Here is a 17,814-nt window from a genome sequence, read left to right as displayed (position 1 = left end):
GCGTGCCTTTTGTCTATCGCACCGATCGGCTTACCAGCTCTTGTAGGGCAGGAACTTGCCGTTGAGCACGATCTGCACCCGGTCGCCCTTGGGATCGGCCACCCGCGAGATGTCCATGCTGAAGTCGATGGCACTCATGATGCCGTCGCCGAACTCTTCATGGATCAGGGTTTTGATGGTATCGCCGTAGACATTGATCATCTCGTAGAAACGATAGATCAGCGGATCGGTGGGCACGGCCTTGTCCCACTGCTTGTGCGGACAGGCTTGCAGCGCCAGGGACACCTCGGCCGGCAATTCCAGCACCTGGCACAGGCGTTCCGCCACCGCCGGCGCCATGCTGTTCATGCCCAGGCAGGCAGAGGTGGTCCAGACCGGCGACATTTCCAGGCTGGCGGCGATCGCCGCCCAGCTCAGGCCCAGGCGCTGCTTGGCGGCGAGAATGGCGGCGGTCATTTCGGGCTTGTTCATGGCAGTACCTCGCAGGAGAGAACCGGGATCTTTGCAGACCCTGTGCCAGACACAGAAAGCGCTCTGGCAAGGCCTCCGCAGCGCCCTGCCCGCCTCTCGCTGCACCAGAAAGCAGCCCTGTCACCGCATGGCGCCCAAGAAAAAAGCCGACCGGCTTGGCGCCGGTCGGCTCTTGTCCAGCCGCAGTGGCTTAGACGCCCAGGTAGTCGAGGATGCCCTCGGCGGCGTTGCGACCTTCGAAGATGGCGGTCACCACCAGGTCGGAGCCGCGCACCATGTCGCCACCAGCAAAGATCTTCGGGTTGCTGGTCTGGTGCTTGAACTCGTGCAGCCCCGGCGCGACCACGCGGCCCTGGCTGTCGAGGTCGATGCCGAATTGCTCGAACCAGGGCGCCGGGCTCGGCCGGAAACCGAAGGCGATGACCACCGCATCGGCCGGCAGGATCTCCTCGGAACCGGGGATCGGCTCGGGACTGCGGCGACCGCGGGCATCGGGCTCGCCCAGGCGGGTCTCCACCACCTTGACGCCTTCCACCCGGTCTTCGCCGATGATGGCGATGGGCTGGCGGTTGAAGAGGAACTTCACGCCCTCTTCCTTGGCATTCTTCACTTCCTTGCGCGAGCCCGGCATGTTGGCGGCGTCGCGACGGTAGGCGCAGGTCACGCTCTTGGCGCCCTGGCGAATGGAGGTGCGGTTGCAGTCCATGGCGGTGTCACCACCCCCCAGGACCACCACGCGCTTGCCCTTCATGTCGACGAAGTCGGCCGCATCCTTTTCGAAGCCCAGGTTGCGATTGACGTTGGCCACCAGGAAATCCAGGGCGTCATGCACGCCCGGCAGGTCTTCGCCGGGGAAGCCGCCCTTCATGTAGGTGTAGGTGCCCATGCCCAGGAAGACCGCATCGAATTCCTCGAGCAGTTGGTCCATGGTCACGTCCTTGCCCACCTCGGTATTGAGGCGGAACTCCACGCCCATCCCGCCGAAGACCTCGCGACGGCGGCTGAGCACGGTCTTTTCCAGCTTGAACTCGGGAATGCCGAAGGTCAGCAGGCCGCCGATCTCGGGGTGCTTGTCGAACACCACCGGGGTCACGCCATTGCGCACCAGGATGTCGGCACAACCCAGGCCGGCCGGACCGGCACCGATGACGGCGACGCGCTTGCCGGTCGGCTTGACCTTGGACATGTCCGGGCGCCAGCCCATGGCGAAGGCGGTGTCGGTGATGTACTTCTCCACCGAACCGATGGTCACCGCGCCGAAGCCGTCGTTGAGGGTACAGGCACCCTCACAGAGGCGATCCTGCGGGCAGACCCGGCCACAGACCTCGGGCAGGGTGTTGGTCTGGTGCGACAGCTCCGCCGCCGCCAGGATGTTGCCTTCGGATACCAGCTTGAGCCAGTTGGGAATGAAGTTGTGCACCGGGCACTTCCATTCGCAATAGGGGTTGCCGCAACCCAGGCAGCGGTGCGCCTGCTCGGCAGCCTGCTGCGGCTTGAAGGGATCGTGGATCTCGACGAATTCCTTCTTGCGCTGGCGCAGCAGCTTTTTCTTCGGATCCTTGCGACCGACCTCGATGAACTGGAAGTCGTTGTTCAGACGTTCAGCCATTTCCAAACCTCTTGAAGCGACGCCCTTTTCTGCCGGGCGCCACGAGCTATCACGGTGAAACCGGCGCCCTGGGGAGCCGGCATCGAAGTCGTTATTCCGGACGGGCGCGGGTGCTGACCAGCAGCGACGCCAGGCTTGCGGCCTTGGGCTTCACCAGCCAGAACTTGCGCAGGTAGTCGTCCAGGTTTTCATGGAGATGGCTGCCCCAGGCACTGCCGGTCTCGCGCACGTATTCGGCCAGCACCCCTTCCAGGTGGCTGCGATAGGCTTCCATGGCTTCGCTGTTGATGCGCTGGATTTCCACCAGCTCGTGGTTGACCCGGTCATAGAAGCCGTTATCCAGGTCCAGCACATAGGCGAAGCCGCCGGTCATGCCCGAGCCGAAGTTGTAGCCGGTCTTGCCCAGGACGCAGACGAAGCCGCCGGTCATGTATTCGCAGCAGTGGTCGCCGGTGCCTTCCACCACGGTGTGGGCCCCGGAGTTGCGCACCCCGAAGCGCTCACCGGCGGTGCCGGCGGCGAACAGCTTGCCACCGGTGGCGCCATAGAGGCAGGTGTTGCCGATGATGGCCGATTCCTGGCTCTTGAAGCCCGCGCCCTGCGGCGGGGTGATGACCAGCTTGCCGCCGGTCATGCCCTTGCCCACGTAGTCGTTGGCGTCGCCTTCCAGATACAGATGCAGGCCGCCGGCGTTCCAGACGCCAAAGCTCTGGCCGGCGGTGCCCTTGAAGCGGAAGGTCAGCGGCGCCTTGACCATGCCCTGGTTGCCGTGGCGTCGGGCGATCTCGCCGGAGACCCGGGCGCCGATGGAGCGGTCGCAGTTGCCGATGCTCAGGCTGAACTCACCGCCTTCGAGCTTTTCGATCCCTGGCAGCGACAGACGCACCATTTCCTCGGCCAGCAGACCCTGGTCGAACGGCGGGTTCTTTTCCACCTGGCAGTATTGCGGCTTCTCGGCCGGAATGTGATCGCTTCCCAGCAGCGGGGTGAGATCCAGGTGCTGCTGCTTGGCGGTCTCGCCCGGCAGGATTTCCAGCAGGTCGGTACGGCCGATCAGCTCGCCCAGGCTGCGCACGCCCAGCCTGGCCAGCCACTCGCGGGTTTCCTCGGCGATGAAGGTGAAGAAATTCATCACCATCTCCACCGTGCCGATGAAGTGTTCCTTGCGCAGCCGGTCGTTCTGGGTGGCGACGCCAGTAGCGCAGTTGTTCAGGTGGCAGATACGCAGGTACTTGCAGCCCAGGGCGATCATCGGCGCGGTGCCGAAGCCGAAGCTCTCGGCGCCGAGGATGGCCGCCTTGATCACGTCCAGACCGGTCTTCAGGCCGCCGTCGGTCTGCACCCGCACCTTGCCGCGCAGATCGTTGCCGCGCAACGTCTGGTGCGCCTCGGCCAGGCCCAGCTCCCAGGGCGAGCCGGCGTACTTGATGGAGGTTACCGGCGAAGCGCCGGTACCGCCGTCGTAGCCGGAGATGGTGATGAGGTCGGCATAGGCCTTGGCCACACCGGCGGCCACCGTACCCACCCCGGGCTCGGAGACCAGCTTGACCGACACCAGCGCCTTGGGGTTGACCTGCTTGAGGTCGAAGATCAGCTGCGACAGGTCTTCGATGGAATAGATGTCGTGGTGCGGCGGCGGCGAGATCAGGGTCACGCCGGGCACCGCATAGCGCAGCTTGGCGATCAGGCCGTTGACCTTCCCGCCCGGCAGCTGGCCGCCCTCGCCCGGCTTGGCGCCCTGCGCCACCTTGATCTGCAAGACCTCGGCGTTGACCAGGTACTCGGGGGTGACGCCGAAGCGGCCGGTGGCCACCTGCTTGATCTTGGAGCTCTTGATAGTGCCGTAGCGCGCCGGATCCTCGCCACCCTCGCCGGAGTTGGAGCGCCCGCCCAGGCGGTTCATGGCCTCGGCCAGGGCCTCGTGGGCCTCCGGCGACAGGGCGCCCAGGGAGATGCCGGCGGCGTCGAAGCGGGTAAAGATATTGGCCAGCGGCTCGACCTCTTCCAGGGCCAGGGGCTGGTCGCTGGTCTTGACCTTGAGCAGGTCGCGGATCATGGCCACCGGACGCTGGTCCACCAGCGCGGTGTATTCGCGGAACTTGGCGTAGTCGCCCTGTTGCACGGCGGCCTGCAGCAGATTGACCACGTCCGGGTTGTAGGCGTGGTACTCGCCGCCATAGACGAACTTGAGCAGGCCACCCGGCTGGATCGGCTTGCGGTTGTTCCAGGCTTCGCCGGCCAGCAGCTTCTGCTCGGCTTCCAGGTCGACGAAGCGCGCACCCTTGATGCGGCTGGTGACGCCGGGGAAGCAGAGGTCGGTGACCTCGTCCGCCAGCCCCACGGCCTCGAACAGCTGGGCGCCGCGATAGGAGGCGACGGTGGAGATGCCCATCTTGGAGATCACCTTGAGCAGGCCCTTGGTGATGCCCTTGCGGTAGTACTTGAACACCTCGTAGAGATCGCCCAGCACCTCGCCGGTGCGGATCAGATCGCCCAGCACCTCGTAGGCCAGGAACGGATAGACCGCGGTCGCACCAAAGCCCAGCAGCACGGCAAAGTGGTGCGGATCGCGGGCGGTGGCGGTCTCCACCAGGATGTTGCTGCTGGTGCGCAGGCCCAGGTTGACCAGGTGGTGGTGCACGGCGCCGGTGGCCAGCACCGCGTGTACCGGCAGCTTGCCCGGCTCGATGTGGCGGTCGGTCAGCACCAGCAATACCTTGCCGGCGCGCACGGCCTCCTCGGCCTGCTCGACGATGTTGCGCAGCGCCGCCTCGAGGCCCATGGACTCGGGGTAGTTGAGGTCGATCTTGACATGCTCGAAGCCGGGCTTGGGCATGTTGAGAATGGTCCGCCACTTGGCCGGCGAGACCACCGGGCTGCTCAGGATGGCGCGATCGGCGTGCTCGGCGGTTTCCTCGAAGACGTTGCGCTCGGCGCCCAGGCAGGTCTCCAGGGACATGACGATGGACTCGCGCAGCGGGTCGATCGGCGGGTTGGTGACCTGGGCGAATTGCTGGCGGAAATAGTCGTAGGGCGAACGGATGCGCCGCGACAGCACCGCCATGGGCGTGTCGTCGCCCATCGAGCCCACGGCTTCCTGGCCCTGCTCGCCCAGCGGGCGCAAGACCTGGTCACGCTCCTCGAAGGTGACCTGGAACATCTTCATGTACTGGCGCAGCTGATCCTGGTCGTAGAAGGCCGAACCGTGATCGTTGTCGTCCAGGGTCGCCTGGATACGCATGGCGTTCTTGCGCAGCCACTGCTTGTAGGGATGGCGCGCCTTGAGGCGATTGTCGATGTCGTCGGTCTGCAGCACCTCGCCGGTCTCGGTGTCCACGGCAAGGATCTGGCCCGGGCCGACCCGGCCCTTTGCGATGACGTCGTCGGGCTGGTAGTTCCAGACGCCGACTTCCGAAGCCAGGGTGATGTAGCCGTTCTTGGTGGTCACCCAGCGCGCCGGGCGCAGGCCGTTGCGGTCGAGCAGGCAGACCGCGTAGCGGCCTTCGGTCAGCACCACGCCGGCCGGACCGTCCCAAGGCTCCATGTGCATGGAGTTGAATTCATAGAATGCACGCAGATCGGCGTCCATGGTCTCGACGTTCTGCCAGGCCGGCGGAATGATCATGCGCACGGCGCGGAACAGGTCCATGCCGCCGGTCACCAGCAGCTCCAGCATGTTGTCCATGCTGGAGGAATCGGAGCCGACGCGGTTGACCAGCGGACCAAGCTGGTCGAGATCCGGAATCAGTTCGTTGACGAACTTGGTGCGCCGCGCCTGGGCCCAGTTGCGGTTGCCGGTGATTGTGTTGATCTCGCCGTTGTGGGCGAGGTAGCGGAAGGGCTGCGCCAGCGGCCACTTCGGCAGGGTGTTGGTGGAGAAGCGCTGGTGGAACACGCAGATGGCGGTCGCCAAGCGCGGATCGCCGAGGTCCGGATAGAAGGCGGCGAGATCCGCCGGCATCATCAGGCCCTTGTAGACGATGACCCGCGACGACAGGCTGCAGATGTAGTGCTCGGCGTCCTCGGCATTGCGCACCGAGGAGCGGCGGCGCGCGGAGAACAACTTGACCCCGAACTGCTGGTCGTCGAGACCCGGACCGGCGACGAATACCTGCTCGATGCGCGGCAGGCGGGCCAGGGCCAGTTCGCCCAGCACCGAGGTGTCGATGGGCACCTTGCGCCAGCCGACCAGGGTCAGGCCGGCGGCCTCGATCTCCAGGTTCATGTTGGCGCGGGCCTGTTCGGCGCGGGCCTCGTCCTGGTTGAAGAACACCACGCCCGCGGCGTACTGCTCGGGCAACTCGGCGCCGAATTGCTCCTGGGCGATGGCGCGCAGGAAGGCGTCCGGCTTCTGCATGAGCAGACCGCAACCGTCACCGGTCTTGCCGTCCGCGTTGATACCGCCCCGGTGGGTCATGCAGGTCAGGGCTTCGATGGCCGTTTCCAGCAGGTCGTGGCTGGGCTCGCCCTGCATATGGGCGATCAGGCCGAAGCCGCAGTTGTCCTTGAAGCTATCGGGATTGAACAGGCCTGCTTTCATAGCGCTCTCACCGGCAATCAGGTTATTGCGAAGGCATCACAAAACGGTCCGCTTATTTGAACTTTTTTCGGACAGTCAAAGGCTGACCAGTGTAGCGAAAAAATCGCTTACGACAAACACTGATGACACCTGATGAAAATTCGATGACGCAAAACAGAAAGCCCCGGCGTCACTCTCGTGATAGCGCCGGGGCTTTCTTTTCGTGCCAGGCAAGAATCAGCGACTGGTGGCGATGTCCTGCTGGATGCTGGCGAAGGTCCGCGGCCAGGGCTTGCTGGCCTGTACCTTGGCCGGCAGCTGCTTGACCGCCGCCTCGGCCGCCGCCCGATTGGCGAAGTTGCCGTAGGTCACCACATAGAGCGCCTTGCCCTGGTAGCTCTTCTTGAAATAGCGGAAGTTGCCACTGTCGGCCTGGGCGGCGATGAAGTCCTGCGCCGCCTTTTCGGTGCTGGTGCCCACCACCTGCAAGGCGTACTTGCTGCCCGCCTGACTGCCGTACCAGCCCGCCGCAGTGCCACCGGCGTGCGCAGGGGCAGCAGCCGGGGCCGGCTTGGCCGGTGCCGGCGCGGGGGTCGGCGCAGGTGCGGTATGCCGGGGCGCCGGAGCGGCCACTGCTGGCGCGCTGGGCGCCGGCGTGCGTGCCGGCGTCCGGCTGGGCAGTTCGTCCTCGTCACTGATGGGCGGGGCGTCGGTGGTCACGGTGGGCGGTACGCCACCCGCACCCATGTCGTTGCCTGCAGCGGTACCAGCCTGACGCCCACCCGCCGCTTCCGCCAGGGGTTCGCGGATGACCGGCTGCGACTCGCCCACCAGCGGCAGGGGAAGCGGCTTGGAAGAGCCATCGAACTGGATGGGCGCCCCCTGGGCGTCCTTGCCGGCGGACGCGGTGTTCTGGCCGCCCATGGGCAGGTCCTGCCCGGCCGTGCCGGTCGCCGGGGTTTCGCTCTTGCCGCCCTTGAGCGACAGAGCCGCAGCGCCTACTGCCAGCACCACTACCCCGAGAATGACCAGATGCTTGCGCGGCAGCGCCGCCAGCAGATTGCGCGAGCCCTTCGCCGGAGCGGCGGCCTTCTTGCGCCGGGCGGTCATGCCGGCCACCAGGACATCCCGGGCTTCTTCGTTGAGCCGACCGGGCCAGCCACCGGAGCGCTGGTGAATGGTCGCGAGTTGCTCGTCGGTAAAGATCTCCAGACCCTGACCGGCACCCTCCAGGCGCTGGGCGAGATATTCCTCGGCCTCGCTTTCGCTGTAGGGCAGCAATTCGATGGCGTGATAGCGCTCTTCGCCCTGGGCGATGTCCTCCAGGCGCATCACCACTTCCGCCTCGCCGAACAGGAAGACGTGCAGACGCTCCTTTTCGCCGCCACCGGCCAGCTCCAGCAGGGCTTCCAGGGCGGGGGTGGCCAGCGCCTCGGCGTCATCCACCAGGATGTAGACCTCCTGCCCCGCCAGGCGCACTTCCGCCGCCTGCGCGAGAATGGCCGCCGGCGTCTGGCTGTCGGCGCCCACGCCCTTGGCGACCTGGGCCAGCACGGTGCGGGCGTCGCCGCCGTTCTGCGCGGAAATCACCACGCAGTGCACCGCTTCCTTCTTGGTGCTGGCCGCCAGCGCCTGACGCAGCAGCGTCTTGCCGCTGCCCTCGGGACCGCTGACCACCAGCAACAACTGGCTGTAGCGGGCCAGGTGATGCAACTGACCCAGCACCGGCTTGCGCTGCGCCGGAAAGAATTTGAAACCGGGAACGCGGGCGGCGAACGGGTCGTGAGTGAACTGATAGTGACCGAGGAAGGCTTCGTCGGCGTGCAGATTGGACATGGGACTCTCTTGTTCTCCTTACTGGGCGGTCAGCGCTTGGTAATCGGTACGCAGCGTCTGCTCGAGAATGTCGCGGGCGAAGTCGGCGGTCACCACGGCCTGGCCCAGGTCACTGAGCAGTACCAGCCGGAGTTGTCCATCCAGGACCTTCTTGTCCACCGCCATGAGGCGTTCGAAATCGGCCGGCTGCATGTCGGCCGGCGGTACCACGGGAAGCCCGGCCCGGACCAGCAGGCGCAGGGCGCGGTCGCGCTGGGCGGCCGTGAGCCAGCCCAGCAGCAGGGACATCTGCAGCGCCATGACCATGCCGGCGGAAACCGCTTCGCCGTGCAGCCAGACGCCATAGCCCTGGTGGGTCTCGATGGCGTGGCCGAAGGTATGCCCCAGGTTGAGGATCGCCCGCAGGCCCGACTCGCGCTCGTCGCTGCCGACCACCTGGGCCTTGGCCGCGCAGGAACGCTCGATGGCTTCGGTAAGCGCCTGCTGGTCCAGCGCCAAGAGCGCCTCGACATGCTCCTCGAGCCAGCCGAGGAAGGGCTCATCGCAGATCAGGCCGTACTTGATGACCTCGGCCAGACCCGCCGACAGCTCCCGCGCCGGCAGGGTCGCCAGGCTGGCGGTGTCGATGACCACGGCCTTGGGCTGGTAGAAGGCGCCGATCATGTTCTTGCCCAGCGGGTGGTTGATGCCGGTCTTGCCGCCCACCGAGGAATCGACTTGGGACAGCAGCGTGGTCGGCACCTGGATGAAGTCCACCCCGCGCTGATAGCAGGCCGCGGCGAAGCCGCCCATGTCGCCGACCACCCCGCCACCGAGGGCGATGAGGGTGGTCTTGCGATCATGACGATCCTGCAGCAGACCGTCGAAGATCAGCTGCAGGGTTTCCCAGTTCTTGTGCGCCTCGCCATCGGGTAGCACGATCGAGCTGACCTGGCGATCGCCCAGGGTGCGCAGCAGGCGCTCCAGATAGAGCGGCGCGATGGTTTCGTTGGTGACGATCGCCACCTTGCGCCCGGCGAGATGGGGCAGGAAGCATTCCGGCTGATCCAGAAGGCCCTGGCCGATGTAGATCGGGTAGCTGCGCTCACCGAGCTCGACGTGAAGAGTCCGCATGCCGTCACCTTGATTCAAAGGGCGCCTAGCATAGCGCAGAACGCCTGCGGCTTTAATGCGGTGCCAGGGCTTTCAGACGGTCGAGTATCTGCAGCACGACCAGCCGGGGCGGCCGCTCGTCGGTCTCGATGATGATGTCGGCGATTTCGCGGTACAGCGGATCGCGCATGGCCATGAGAGTGCGCAGCACCGCCGCGGGATCGGCGGTCTGCAGGAGCGGGCGATTGCGATCGCGGGAGGTGCGCTCGATCTGCTGCTCGATGGAGGCATGCAGATAGATGACCCGCCCACCGCGCTTGAGCGCCTGGCGATTGTCCTCACGCAGCACGGCGCCACCGCCAGTGGCCATCACCAGGCCGTTTTCCGCGCACAGCTCGGCGATCGCGGCGCGTTCGCGCTCGCGAAAGCCCTGCTCGCCTTCCACATCGAAGATCCAGGGGATGTCGGCACCGGTACGTTCTTCGATTACCTTGTCGGAATCCTTGAACGGCAGCCGCAATTCCTTCGCCAGGAGCCGGCCGATGGTGCTCTTGCCCGAGCCCATCGGTCCTACGAGAAACAGATTACGCACTTATGTCATCGACCAACCGCTATCGCCTGGTTGTTCATGATACGCGGCGTGAGGAAGATCAGCAGCTCGACTTTGCTGTCGGTGACCGAATCCCGGCGGAACAGTCGGCCGACATAGGGGATGTCGCCCAACATCGGCACCTTGGTGGTGGACTTGGTCTGGGTGTTGGAGAACACCCCGCCCAGCACGATGGTCTCGCCATCGCTCACCAGTACCTTGGCATTGACCTCGTTCTTGCTGATCGGCGGCACGCCATTGAGGGCGTTCTGGTAGTCAGGGGCATCCTTGTTGACCTTGACCTCCATGATGATGCGGTTGTCCGGGGTGATCTGCGGCGTGACCTCCAGCGACAGGGCGGCCTGCTTGAAGCTGGTGCTGGTGGCACCGCTGGAACTGGCTTCCTGGTAGGGGATCTCGGTACCGCGCAGGATCTTGGCGGTCTCCTTGTCCGAGGTCACCACCTTGGGCTGGGAGATGATCTCGCCATTGCCGCTGGACTGCAGGGCGGACAGCTGCAGGTCGAGCATCTTGCCGCCGACCATGAAGCCGATGCCGATACCCGAGGTGCTGCCGGAAACGCCCATGTCGACGAAAGGCGTAGGCGCGACGCCGTTGGTAGAGGTGAAGTTACCCACGGTACTGGTACCCGGCAGGAAGGCCTGACCGGTAGTGGGGTCGACCGTGGTGGCGCCGTCCTTGCCATAGACCGCGAAGTTGCCCGAACTGGCGTTACCGCCCCAGCGCACGCCCAGCTGCTTGCTGTAGTCGACGTTGGCCTCCACCAGCCGCGCCTCGATCATCACCTGGCGCACCGGGATGTCCAGCTGCGAGACGATGCGGCGGAGTTCGTCCAGGCGATTCTGGGTCTGGTAGGCGATGATGCTGTTGGTGCGCTCGTCCACCGAGATGGAGCCGCGCTCGTCGGCGGTCTTGTCGGCACTGGTCACCGACTGGAACAGCTTGGCGATGTCGGCGGCCTTGGCGTAGTTGACCTGGATCAGGTCGCGACGCAAGGGTGCCAGTTGCTGGATCTGCTTCTGGGACTCCAGCTCCTGACGCTCGCGGGCGGCGATCTCGTCGGCCGGGGCCACCAGCAGCACGTTGCCGATCTGGCGCTTGTCGAGGCCCTTGGTCTTGAGGATCAGATCCAGCGCCTGATCCCAGGGCACGTTCTGCAGGCGCAGGGTGATGTTGCCCTGCACGGTGTCGCTCGCCACCAGGTTGAGATTGGTGAAGTCGGCGATCAGCTGCAGCACCGAGCGGACATCGATGTCCTGGAAGTTCAGCGACAGCTTCTCGCCGGTATAGGTGAAGCGATCGGCTGCGCGCTTTTCCTTTTCCTCGGTGGTGAGCGGCTTGACGCTCAGGGTCAGACGGTTGTTGGTCTGGTAGGCCAGGTAGTCGTAGGTACCGGTCGGCTCGATGACGATGGACGCCCCGCCGCTGTCAGCGGAGGCGTTGACGAACTGCACCGGGGTGGCGAAATCCTTGACGTCCAGCCGTACCCGCAGCTCTTCGGGCAGCTGGGTACCGGCAAAGGTCAGGCGAATCTTGCCGCCCTGCTCCTGGATGTCCGGATTGATGCCGGTCTCGCTCAGGTCGATGACCACGTTGCCCTCGCCCTGGGGCCCACGCTGGAAATCGATATGGCGGATCGCCTTGCCGCGCAATTGCGGCCGCGGCGCGGTCATGGCCGCCACGGTAGAGGTGGCCTGGGTCGGCGGCAGCGGCGTGCGGGCGATCGCGCCGGGCAAGGGAGCGGACGACGGCGCGGTCACGGTGGTCGGCGCAGCGGCGCGCGGCAGGTTGGGCGTCAGGTTGGCCTGGGCGCTGGCCGTCTGGCGGCCGGCGGTGCCCCCGATGGTGACGAACAGGTTGCGACCGTCGGCCCGGGTGTCGTAGCTGGCCAGATTGGTGAGGTTGATGATCAGGCGGGTGCGGTTGCCCGCCTCGACCACCGTCACGCTGCGGGCATTGCCATTGCCCAGCTCACGGCTCTTGGTACCGAGCTTGTTGGCAACGCCGGGCAGGTCCAGGGCGATGCGCGCCGGCTGCTCGATGGTGTAGCCCTTGGGCACCGGCACCGGCTGATCGAAGGTCAGCTTGAGTTCGATGCGATCCCCGGGCAGGGAGGCGACGTTCAAGGCCTGCAGATCGGCTGCCAGAGCCTGGCCGGCCAGGCTGCTCAGCAGCAGGGCCAGGCCCAGCCCCAGTCGTCCCGCGATAGTAGTGTTCACAGTGCTCGCCCCGCCCATTTAAGTCTTTTCCTTCAAGGTGATGGTGCGCGGCCGTTCCAGCCAGCCACCCTCGCCATCCGGGACGATTTCGATCACGTCGATCTCGCCATCGGTAATCTTGGTGATGCGCCCGTCATTGCGTCCCAGGTAGTCGCCCACCTTGACGCGATGCACGCCCCCGGCGCCGTTGACCAGCGCATAGCGGCCACTGGCATTAGCCAGGATGCCGACCATGCTGAAGGTCTCGATGTTGAAGCCTTCGAGAAACTGCTTGGGCCGATTCACGTCCGGCTTGATGTTGCCGGTTCCGCGCTGGCGCACCGTGGGATCGATGCGTACCGGTGCCTGGAAGGGGCTGCGCAGGGCCGAAGCCGCATAGGTGAAGGGTTCGTAGGCGCGAAACTGCGGCAGCGGCTCGATGGAACCACGCGGCTTGGCGCGGGTTTCGTCCATGAAGGCCTGCAGATCGCTGGTATCGCTGGAACCGCAGCCGACCAGCACGCCGGTCAGCAGGCATAACAACAGGGGCGTCCTCATTTGCCGAGCCCCTTGTCGTTGTAGCGATAGGTCTTGGCCAGGACATTCATGCGCAACTTGCCGCCGCCTCCGGAGACCGTGCCGCCGCCATTGGCGTTTCTGTCGTCCACCGGCTTGAGGTCGAAGTCGTGCAGGGTGACGATGCGCGGCAGGCTGGACACGCTACTGACGAAGGTGGCCAGGTCATGATAGCTGCCCACCACGGTGATCTGGATCGGCAACTCGACATAGAACTGCTGGGTGACCTCGGGCAACAGCTTGATCTGCTCGAATTCCAGGCCACTGCCAAGACCGGTGCGGGTGATGTCCTCCAGCAGCGCCGGCACCTCGGTGTCGCCGGGCAGTTGCCGCAGCAGGGCACCGAAGGATTCTTCCATCTCCACCATCTGCTGCTTGTAGGCATCCAGATTGGCCGCCTGGAAGGCCTTGCTGGCGTATTGCTGCTTGAGGGTCTCTTCCTGGTTGCGCTGGCTATCCAGCTGGGCCTGCATGTCGCTCAGGTGGAACTGATAGCCGAGCAGCAGCACCACCAGCACGATCAGCAGGCAGGCGATGACCTTGACCGGCTTGGGCCAGGAACCCAGATTCTCGAGATTGAGGTCGTTGATGTCGACCTTGCGCAGGCTGGCCAGGGAATCGGCGAGACTCATGGTTTGCCTCCCTGGGCGAGCGGGGCCGGTGTCGCAGGGGCGCCGGGCTGGGTCTGCTTGACGGTGAGCTGGAAGGTATTGGCCTGGTCCACCGCACCCGCGGTGGTGGCCTTCACCTCGATCAGCGTAGGCGAGGCGAACCAGTCCGAGGCATCCAGGTTACGCATCAGGTTGGAGACCCGGTTGTTGGATTCCGCCTCGCCGCTGATCGACAGGGTGTCACCCTGCATCTTCAGCTCGCGGAAGTAGACGCCGTCCGGCAGCGTCCGCACCAGTTGATCGAAGACATGGCCGATGACCGGGCGGTTGCCCTGCAGGTCCTGGATGATCTTCATCCGCGCCAGCAGTTGCTGACGGCGGGTCTTGAGTTCGCTGATCTCCTTGATGCGCACATCCAGCTGGGCGATGTTCTGCTGGATGAAGGCATTGCGCGCCTCCTGGCGGGCGATCTCGCCGGACAGGTACTGGTCGCCGAGAAACACGGCGCCACAGGAGAGCACGAAGATGCCACCCAGGATCACCAGGAACTGCTTGCGCCTTTCTTCGCGCAGCTGCTCCCGCCAGGGCAAGAGGTTGATGCGGGCCATCTAGTCGAAACTCCTCATGGCCAGGCCGCAGGCGATCATCAGCGCCGGGGCGTCACCCGCCAGGGCCGCCGCGTTGACCTTGTTGCTGACGGTCATGTCGGCGAAGGGATTGGCCAGGACCGTGGGGGTGCCGATTTTCTGCTGGATCAAGCGGTCGAGTCCGGAAATTGACGCGGTTCCTCCAGCAAGCAAGATGTAGTCCACATCATTGTATTGCCCGGCGGCGAAAAAGAACTGCAGCGAACGCGCCACCTGTTGCACCACCGCCTCGCGGAAGGGCGTCAGCACCTCGCTCTGGTAGTCGTCCGGCAGCCCGCCCTGCTTCTTGGCCAGACCGGCCTCTTCCACCGACAGGCCATAGCGACGCTGGATCTCTTCGGTGAGCTGGCGACCGCCAAACAGCTGTTCGCGGGTGTAGATGGTCTTGCCGTTGTGCAGCACGCTCAGGGTGGTCATGGTGGCGCCGATGTCGACCACCGCCACGGTCAGGTCGTCGACGTGGCCACCGAGCTGATTGGCCAGCAGCTGATAGGCGCGCTCCAGGGCATAGGCCTCGACGTCGACCACCTTGGCCGAGACGCCGGCCAGCGCCAGGGCCGCTTCGCGGACCTCGACGTTTTCCTTCCGGCAGGCGGCCAGCAGCACCTCGACGCGCTCGGCGTTGCGCGGCGACGGCCCCTGCACCTCGAAATCGATGGCGACCTCGTCCAGCGGATAGGGAATGTACTGGTCGGCTTCCAGCTTGATCTGGTTTTCCAGCTCGTCGTCGGTCAGACCGGCGTCCATCTCGATGGTCTTGGCGATCACCGCCGAGCCGGAGACGGCCACGGCAGCGCTGCGCGCGGAGGTGCGCGCCTTGACCAGCACCCGGCCGATGGCCAGGCCCACGCCTTCGAGTTCGGCGATGTTCTTCTCGACCACGGCATTGGCCGGCAGGGGTTCGACCGCATAGGCCTCCACCCGGTAGCGCCCGCCTGCACGGCTCAACTCGATGAGTTTCACGGATGTCGAACTGACGTCGATACCCAGCAGCGTATTCGCCTTCTTTCTGAATAGCCCTAGCACATCAGTTCCCTATGAGCGACGGTGGTCTTCCGCGGACGGGCATTAGATAACAGACTTGACACCCGAGCAAATAGCGGCCAACCGCCAAACGCGCCTATAATGGCGACGCCGTGTAGGCTGACCCTCACCTGTCGCCCTTTCCTTCTTTCCATTCGAAAAGTCTCTTGATGCGTCTTCTGAAATTTTTCTGGTGGTCGTTGGTCGCCCTGGTCTGCAGCCTTTTGCTGGGTCTCAGCGGTGCCTTCCTCTACCTCAGCCCCAGCCTGCCCTCCATCGACGCCCTGCGAAACGTGCAACTGCAGATCCCTCTGCGGGTGTACAGCGCGGACGGCAAACTCATCGCCGAATTCGGTGAAATGCGCCGCTCGCCGCTGCGGTTCAACGAGATACCGCCCGATTTCATCCATGCCCTGCTCTCCGCCGAGGATGACAACTTCGCCAATCACTATGGCGTGGATGTGAAAAGCCTGGCGCGAGCGGTGAGCCAGCTGGTCAAGACCGGACACATCCAGACCGGCGGCAGCACCATCACCATGCAGGTCGCCAAGAACTACTTCCTGACCAGCGAACGCAGCTTCTCGCGCAAATTCACCGAGATCCTCCTGGCGCTGCAAATCGAGCGCCAACTGACCAAGGACGAGATCCTCGAGCTCTACGTCAACAAGATCTACCTGGGCAACCGCGCCTACGGCATCGAGGCCGCCGCCCAGGTCTACTATGGCAAGTCCATCAAGGACCTGACCGTTGCCCAGATGGCGATGATCGCTGGTCTGCCCAAGGCGCCGTCGCGTTACAACCCGGTCGCTAATCCTGAGCGTAGCCTGGAAAGACGCAATTGGATTCTCGAACGCATGTTCAAGCTCGGTTATATCGATCAGGCGGCCTACCAGGCCGGCATCGCCGAGCCGCTTGAGGCCTATCACCACGTCGCCATTCCCGAGCTCAACGCCCCCTACATCGCCGAGATGGCGCGGGCGGAAATGGTCGGCCGCTATGGCGGTGACGCCTATACCGATGGCTACCAGGTCTATACCACCATCGACAGCCGGCTGCAGACGGACGCCTTCGAGGCCGTGCGCGACGGCCTGACCGACTACGACCGCCGCCATGGCTACCGCGGGCCCGAGGCCCAGTGGCCCAACCGCAGCCGGGCCGAGTGGACCGCACTGATCCAGAAGCAGCGCATCGTCGGCGGCCAGGATCCGGCCATCGTCACCCAGGTGGAAAAGAGCGGGATCATGGTCCTGACCCGCGAGGGCAAGGAAGAGGCAGTCTCCTGGGATTCGATGAAGTGGGCCCGCCCCTACCTCAGCGCCAACAGCCTGGGGCCGCGGCCGAACGGTCCGGCCGACGTGGTCAAGGTCGGCGACCTGATCCGGGTGCAGCGCCAGGACGATGGCAGCCTGAAGTTCTCGCAGATCCCCAAGGCGCAGAGCGCCCTGGTCTCCCTCGACCCCCAGGATGGCGCCATCCGTGCTCTGATCGGTGGCTTCTCCTTCGAGCAGAGCAACTACAACCGCGCGACCCAGGCCCGCCGCCAGCCCGGCTCCAGCTTCAAGCCGTTCATCTACAGCGCGGCCCTGGAAAAGGGCTTCACCGCCGCCAGCCTGGTCAACGATGCGCCCATCGTCTTCATGGACGAGAATCCCGACGAAGCCTGGCGACCAAAGAACGACAACAACACCTTCCTCGGCCCCATCCGCCTGCGCGAGGCGCTGTATCGCTCGCGCAACCTGGTGTCCATCCGGGTGCTGCAGGCCATCGGCATCGACTATGCGCTGGACTACGTCAGTCGCTTCGGCTTCGAGCGCGACCAGTTGCCGCGCAACCTGTCCCTGGCCCTCGGTACCCCGGGCCTGACGCCGCTGGAAGTCGCCACCGGCTGGTCGGTGTTCGCCAACGAGGGTTACAAGGTGACCCCCTACGTGGTCGATCACGTGACCGATCGCGACGGCAAGGTGGTCTATCGCACTGCCGCGCCGCGGGTGCCCCAGCAGGTGCAGGCCAAGGCCGCACCCGGCGTCGAGGTCACGCCAGCGGCCGATACCGCCGCCGCCGATCCGGCCAATCCGGCGCCGGTGTTCGCGCCCCAGGTCATCGACCCGCGCAATGCCTTCATCATGAACAGCATGCTGCAGGACGTGATCAAGCGCGGCACTGGGCGCAAGGCGCTGGAACTGGGTCGCAACGACCTGGCCGGCAAGACCGGTACCACCAACGAATCCAAGGACACCTGGTTCTCCGGCTACAACGGCGACTACGTGACCACGGTCTGGGCCGGCTTCGATCAGCCCGAGACCCTGGGTCGCCAGGAATTCGGTGGCACCGTGGCCCTGCCGATCTGGATGAGCTACATGGGCGCGGCGCTCAAGGACAAGCCGCCGCATCAGCTCAAGGAACCGGAAGGCATCGTTTCCATCCGCGTGGACCCCACCACCGGTCGCGCCGCGCCGCCCGGCACGCCCAACGCCTACTTCGAGCTGTTCAAGAGCGAGGACACCCCGCCGAGCCTGGACGAGCTGCCGCCTGGCGTGGCGCCCGGCACGCCGCTGCCCTCCAGCGAAACCGTGCCCATGGACATCTTCTGATCTCCAGCCAATAAAAAACCCCGCCGCGGCG

Annotated in this window: 12 protein-coding genes; 1 reads left to right on the top strand and 11 read right to left on the bottom strand. The window is 65.2% G+C overall.

Features of this window, described 5'->3' with window-relative positions:
* Positions 1-30 precede the first annotated feature (30 nt).
* The 11 genes from cynS to QKY98_RS18390 form a co-directional block, all read right to left on the bottom strand.
* A complete protein-coding gene (gene cynS / locus QKY98_RS18440) occupies positions 31-471 on the bottom strand; it encodes a cyanase (protein WP_074584073.1) in 441 nt (146 codons plus the stop codon).
* Between the two features lie 190 nt (positions 472-661).
* A complete protein-coding gene (locus QKY98_RS18435; RefSeq protein WP_027598906.1) occupies positions 662-2,080 on the bottom strand; it encodes a glutamate synthase small subunit GltD family protein in 1,419 nt (472 codons plus the stop codon).
* A 91-nt stretch (positions 2,081-2,171) separates the two neighbouring features.
* Positions 2,172-6,620: a glutamate synthase large subunit gene (gene gltB, locus QKY98_RS18430; protein WP_027602910.1), complete on the bottom strand. Its 4,449-nt coding sequence runs from the start codon at positions 6,618-6,620 to the stop codon at positions 2,172-2,174.
* A 216-nt stretch (positions 6,621-6,836) separates the two neighbouring features.
* Positions 6,837-8,435: an AAA family ATPase gene (locus QKY98_RS18425; RefSeq protein WP_284671368.1), complete on the bottom strand. Its 1,599-nt coding sequence runs from the start codon at positions 8,433-8,435 to the stop codon at positions 6,837-6,839.
* Positions 8,436-8,453: 18 nt separating this feature from the next.
* Complete coding sequence (gene aroB, locus QKY98_RS18420) at positions 8,454-9,548, bottom strand: 3-dehydroquinate synthase (protein ID WP_007161628.1); 1,095 nt, start codon at positions 9,546-9,548, stop codon at positions 8,454-8,456.
* A gap of 52 nt (positions 9,549-9,600) precedes the next feature.
* Positions 9,601-10,119: a shikimate kinase AroK gene (gene aroK / locus QKY98_RS18415; RefSeq protein ID WP_007161627.1), complete on the bottom strand. Its 519-nt coding sequence runs from the start codon at positions 10,117-10,119 to the stop codon at positions 9,601-9,603.
* Positions 10,120-10,124: 5 nt separating this feature from the next.
* Complete coding sequence (locus QKY98_RS18410; protein WP_081875221.1) at positions 10,125-12,374, bottom strand: type IV pilus secretin PilQ; 2,250 nt, start codon at positions 12,372-12,374, stop codon at positions 10,125-10,127.
* Complete coding sequence (locus QKY98_RS18405) at positions 12,375-12,893, bottom strand: pilus assembly protein PilP (protein ID WP_027602907.1); 519 nt, start codon at positions 12,891-12,893, stop codon at positions 12,375-12,377.
* Positions 12,890-13,543, bottom strand: coding sequence for a type 4a pilus biogenesis protein PilO (gene pilO, locus QKY98_RS18400; RefSeq protein WP_007161624.1), 654 nt, complete (start codon positions 13,541-13,543; stop codon positions 12,890-12,892). The genes QKY98_RS18405 and pilO overlap by 4 nt, the downstream gene beginning before the upstream one ends.
* Positions 13,540-14,130 carry a PilN domain-containing protein gene (locus tag QKY98_RS18395; RefSeq protein ID WP_007161623.1) on the bottom strand — a complete coding sequence of 197 codons (591 nt, stop codon included), beginning with the start codon at positions 14,128-14,130 and terminating at the stop codon, positions 13,540-13,542. The genes pilO and QKY98_RS18395 overlap by 4 nt, the downstream gene beginning before the upstream one ends.
* The gene (locus QKY98_RS18390) at positions 14,131-15,195 is read right to left on the bottom strand and encodes a pilus assembly protein PilM (RefSeq protein WP_027598915.1); all 1,065 of its coding nucleotides are present in this window, start codon (positions 15,193-15,195) and stop codon (positions 14,131-14,133) included.
* A 167-nt stretch (positions 15,196-15,362) separates the two neighbouring features.
* Between QKY98_RS18390 and QKY98_RS18385 the strand changes: the two genes are divergently transcribed.
* Positions 15,363-17,783, top strand: a complete 2,421-nt coding sequence (locus QKY98_RS18385) for a penicillin-binding protein 1A (protein ID WP_284671367.1) — start codon at positions 15,363-15,365, stop codon at positions 17,781-17,783.
* The last annotated feature ends 31 nt before the right edge of the window (positions 17,784-17,814 follow it).

This window comes from Pseudomonas sp. HR1, from assembly GCF_030175875.1.
Lineage (GTDB): Bacteria > Pseudomonadota > Gammaproteobacteria > Pseudomonadales > Pseudomonadaceae > Chryseomonas > Chryseomonas oryzihabitans.
Note: the sequence above shows the minus strand (reverse complement) of the source record. Positions and strands in the feature narration are given on the sequence as shown.

Bases quoted from the DNA above. Each gene is read 5' to 3' on its own strand.
- cynS (WP_074584073.1), bottom strand. From the start codon at position 471: ATGAACAAGCCCGAAATGACCGCCGCCATTCTCGCCGCCAAGCAGCGC.
- QKY98_RS18435 (WP_027598906.1), bottom strand. From the start codon at position 2,080: ATGGCTGAACGTCTGAACAACGACTTCCAGTTCATCGAGGTCGGTCGC.
- gltB (WP_027602910.1), bottom strand. From the start codon at position 6,620: ATGAAAGCAGGCCTGTTCAATCCCGATAGCTTCAAGGACAACTGCGGC.
- QKY98_RS18425 (WP_284671368.1), bottom strand. From the start codon at position 8,435: ATGTCCAATCTGCACGCCGACGAAGCCTTCCTCGGTCACTATCAGTTC.
- aroB (WP_007161628.1), bottom strand. From the start codon at position 9,548: ATGCGGACTCTTCACGTCGAGCTCGGTGAGCGCAGCTACCCGATCTAC.
- QKY98_RS18410 (WP_081875221.1), bottom strand. From the start codon at position 12,374: ATGGGCGGGGCGAGCACTGTGAACACTACTATCGCGGGACGACTGGGG.
- QKY98_RS18405 (WP_027602907.1), bottom strand. From the start codon at position 12,893: ATGAGGACGCCCCTGTTGTTATGCCTGCTGACCGGCGTGCTGGTCGGC.
- pilO (WP_007161624.1), bottom strand. From the start codon at position 13,543: ATGAGTCTCGCCGATTCCCTGGCCAGCCTGCGCAAGGTCGACATCAAC.
- QKY98_RS18395 (WP_007161623.1), bottom strand. From the start codon at position 14,130: ATGGCCCGCATCAACCTCTTGCCCTGGCGGGAGCAGCTGCGCGAAGAA.
- QKY98_RS18385 (WP_284671367.1), top strand. From the start codon at position 15,363: ATGCGTCTTCTGAAATTTTTCTGGTGGTCGTTGGTCGCCCTGGTCTGC.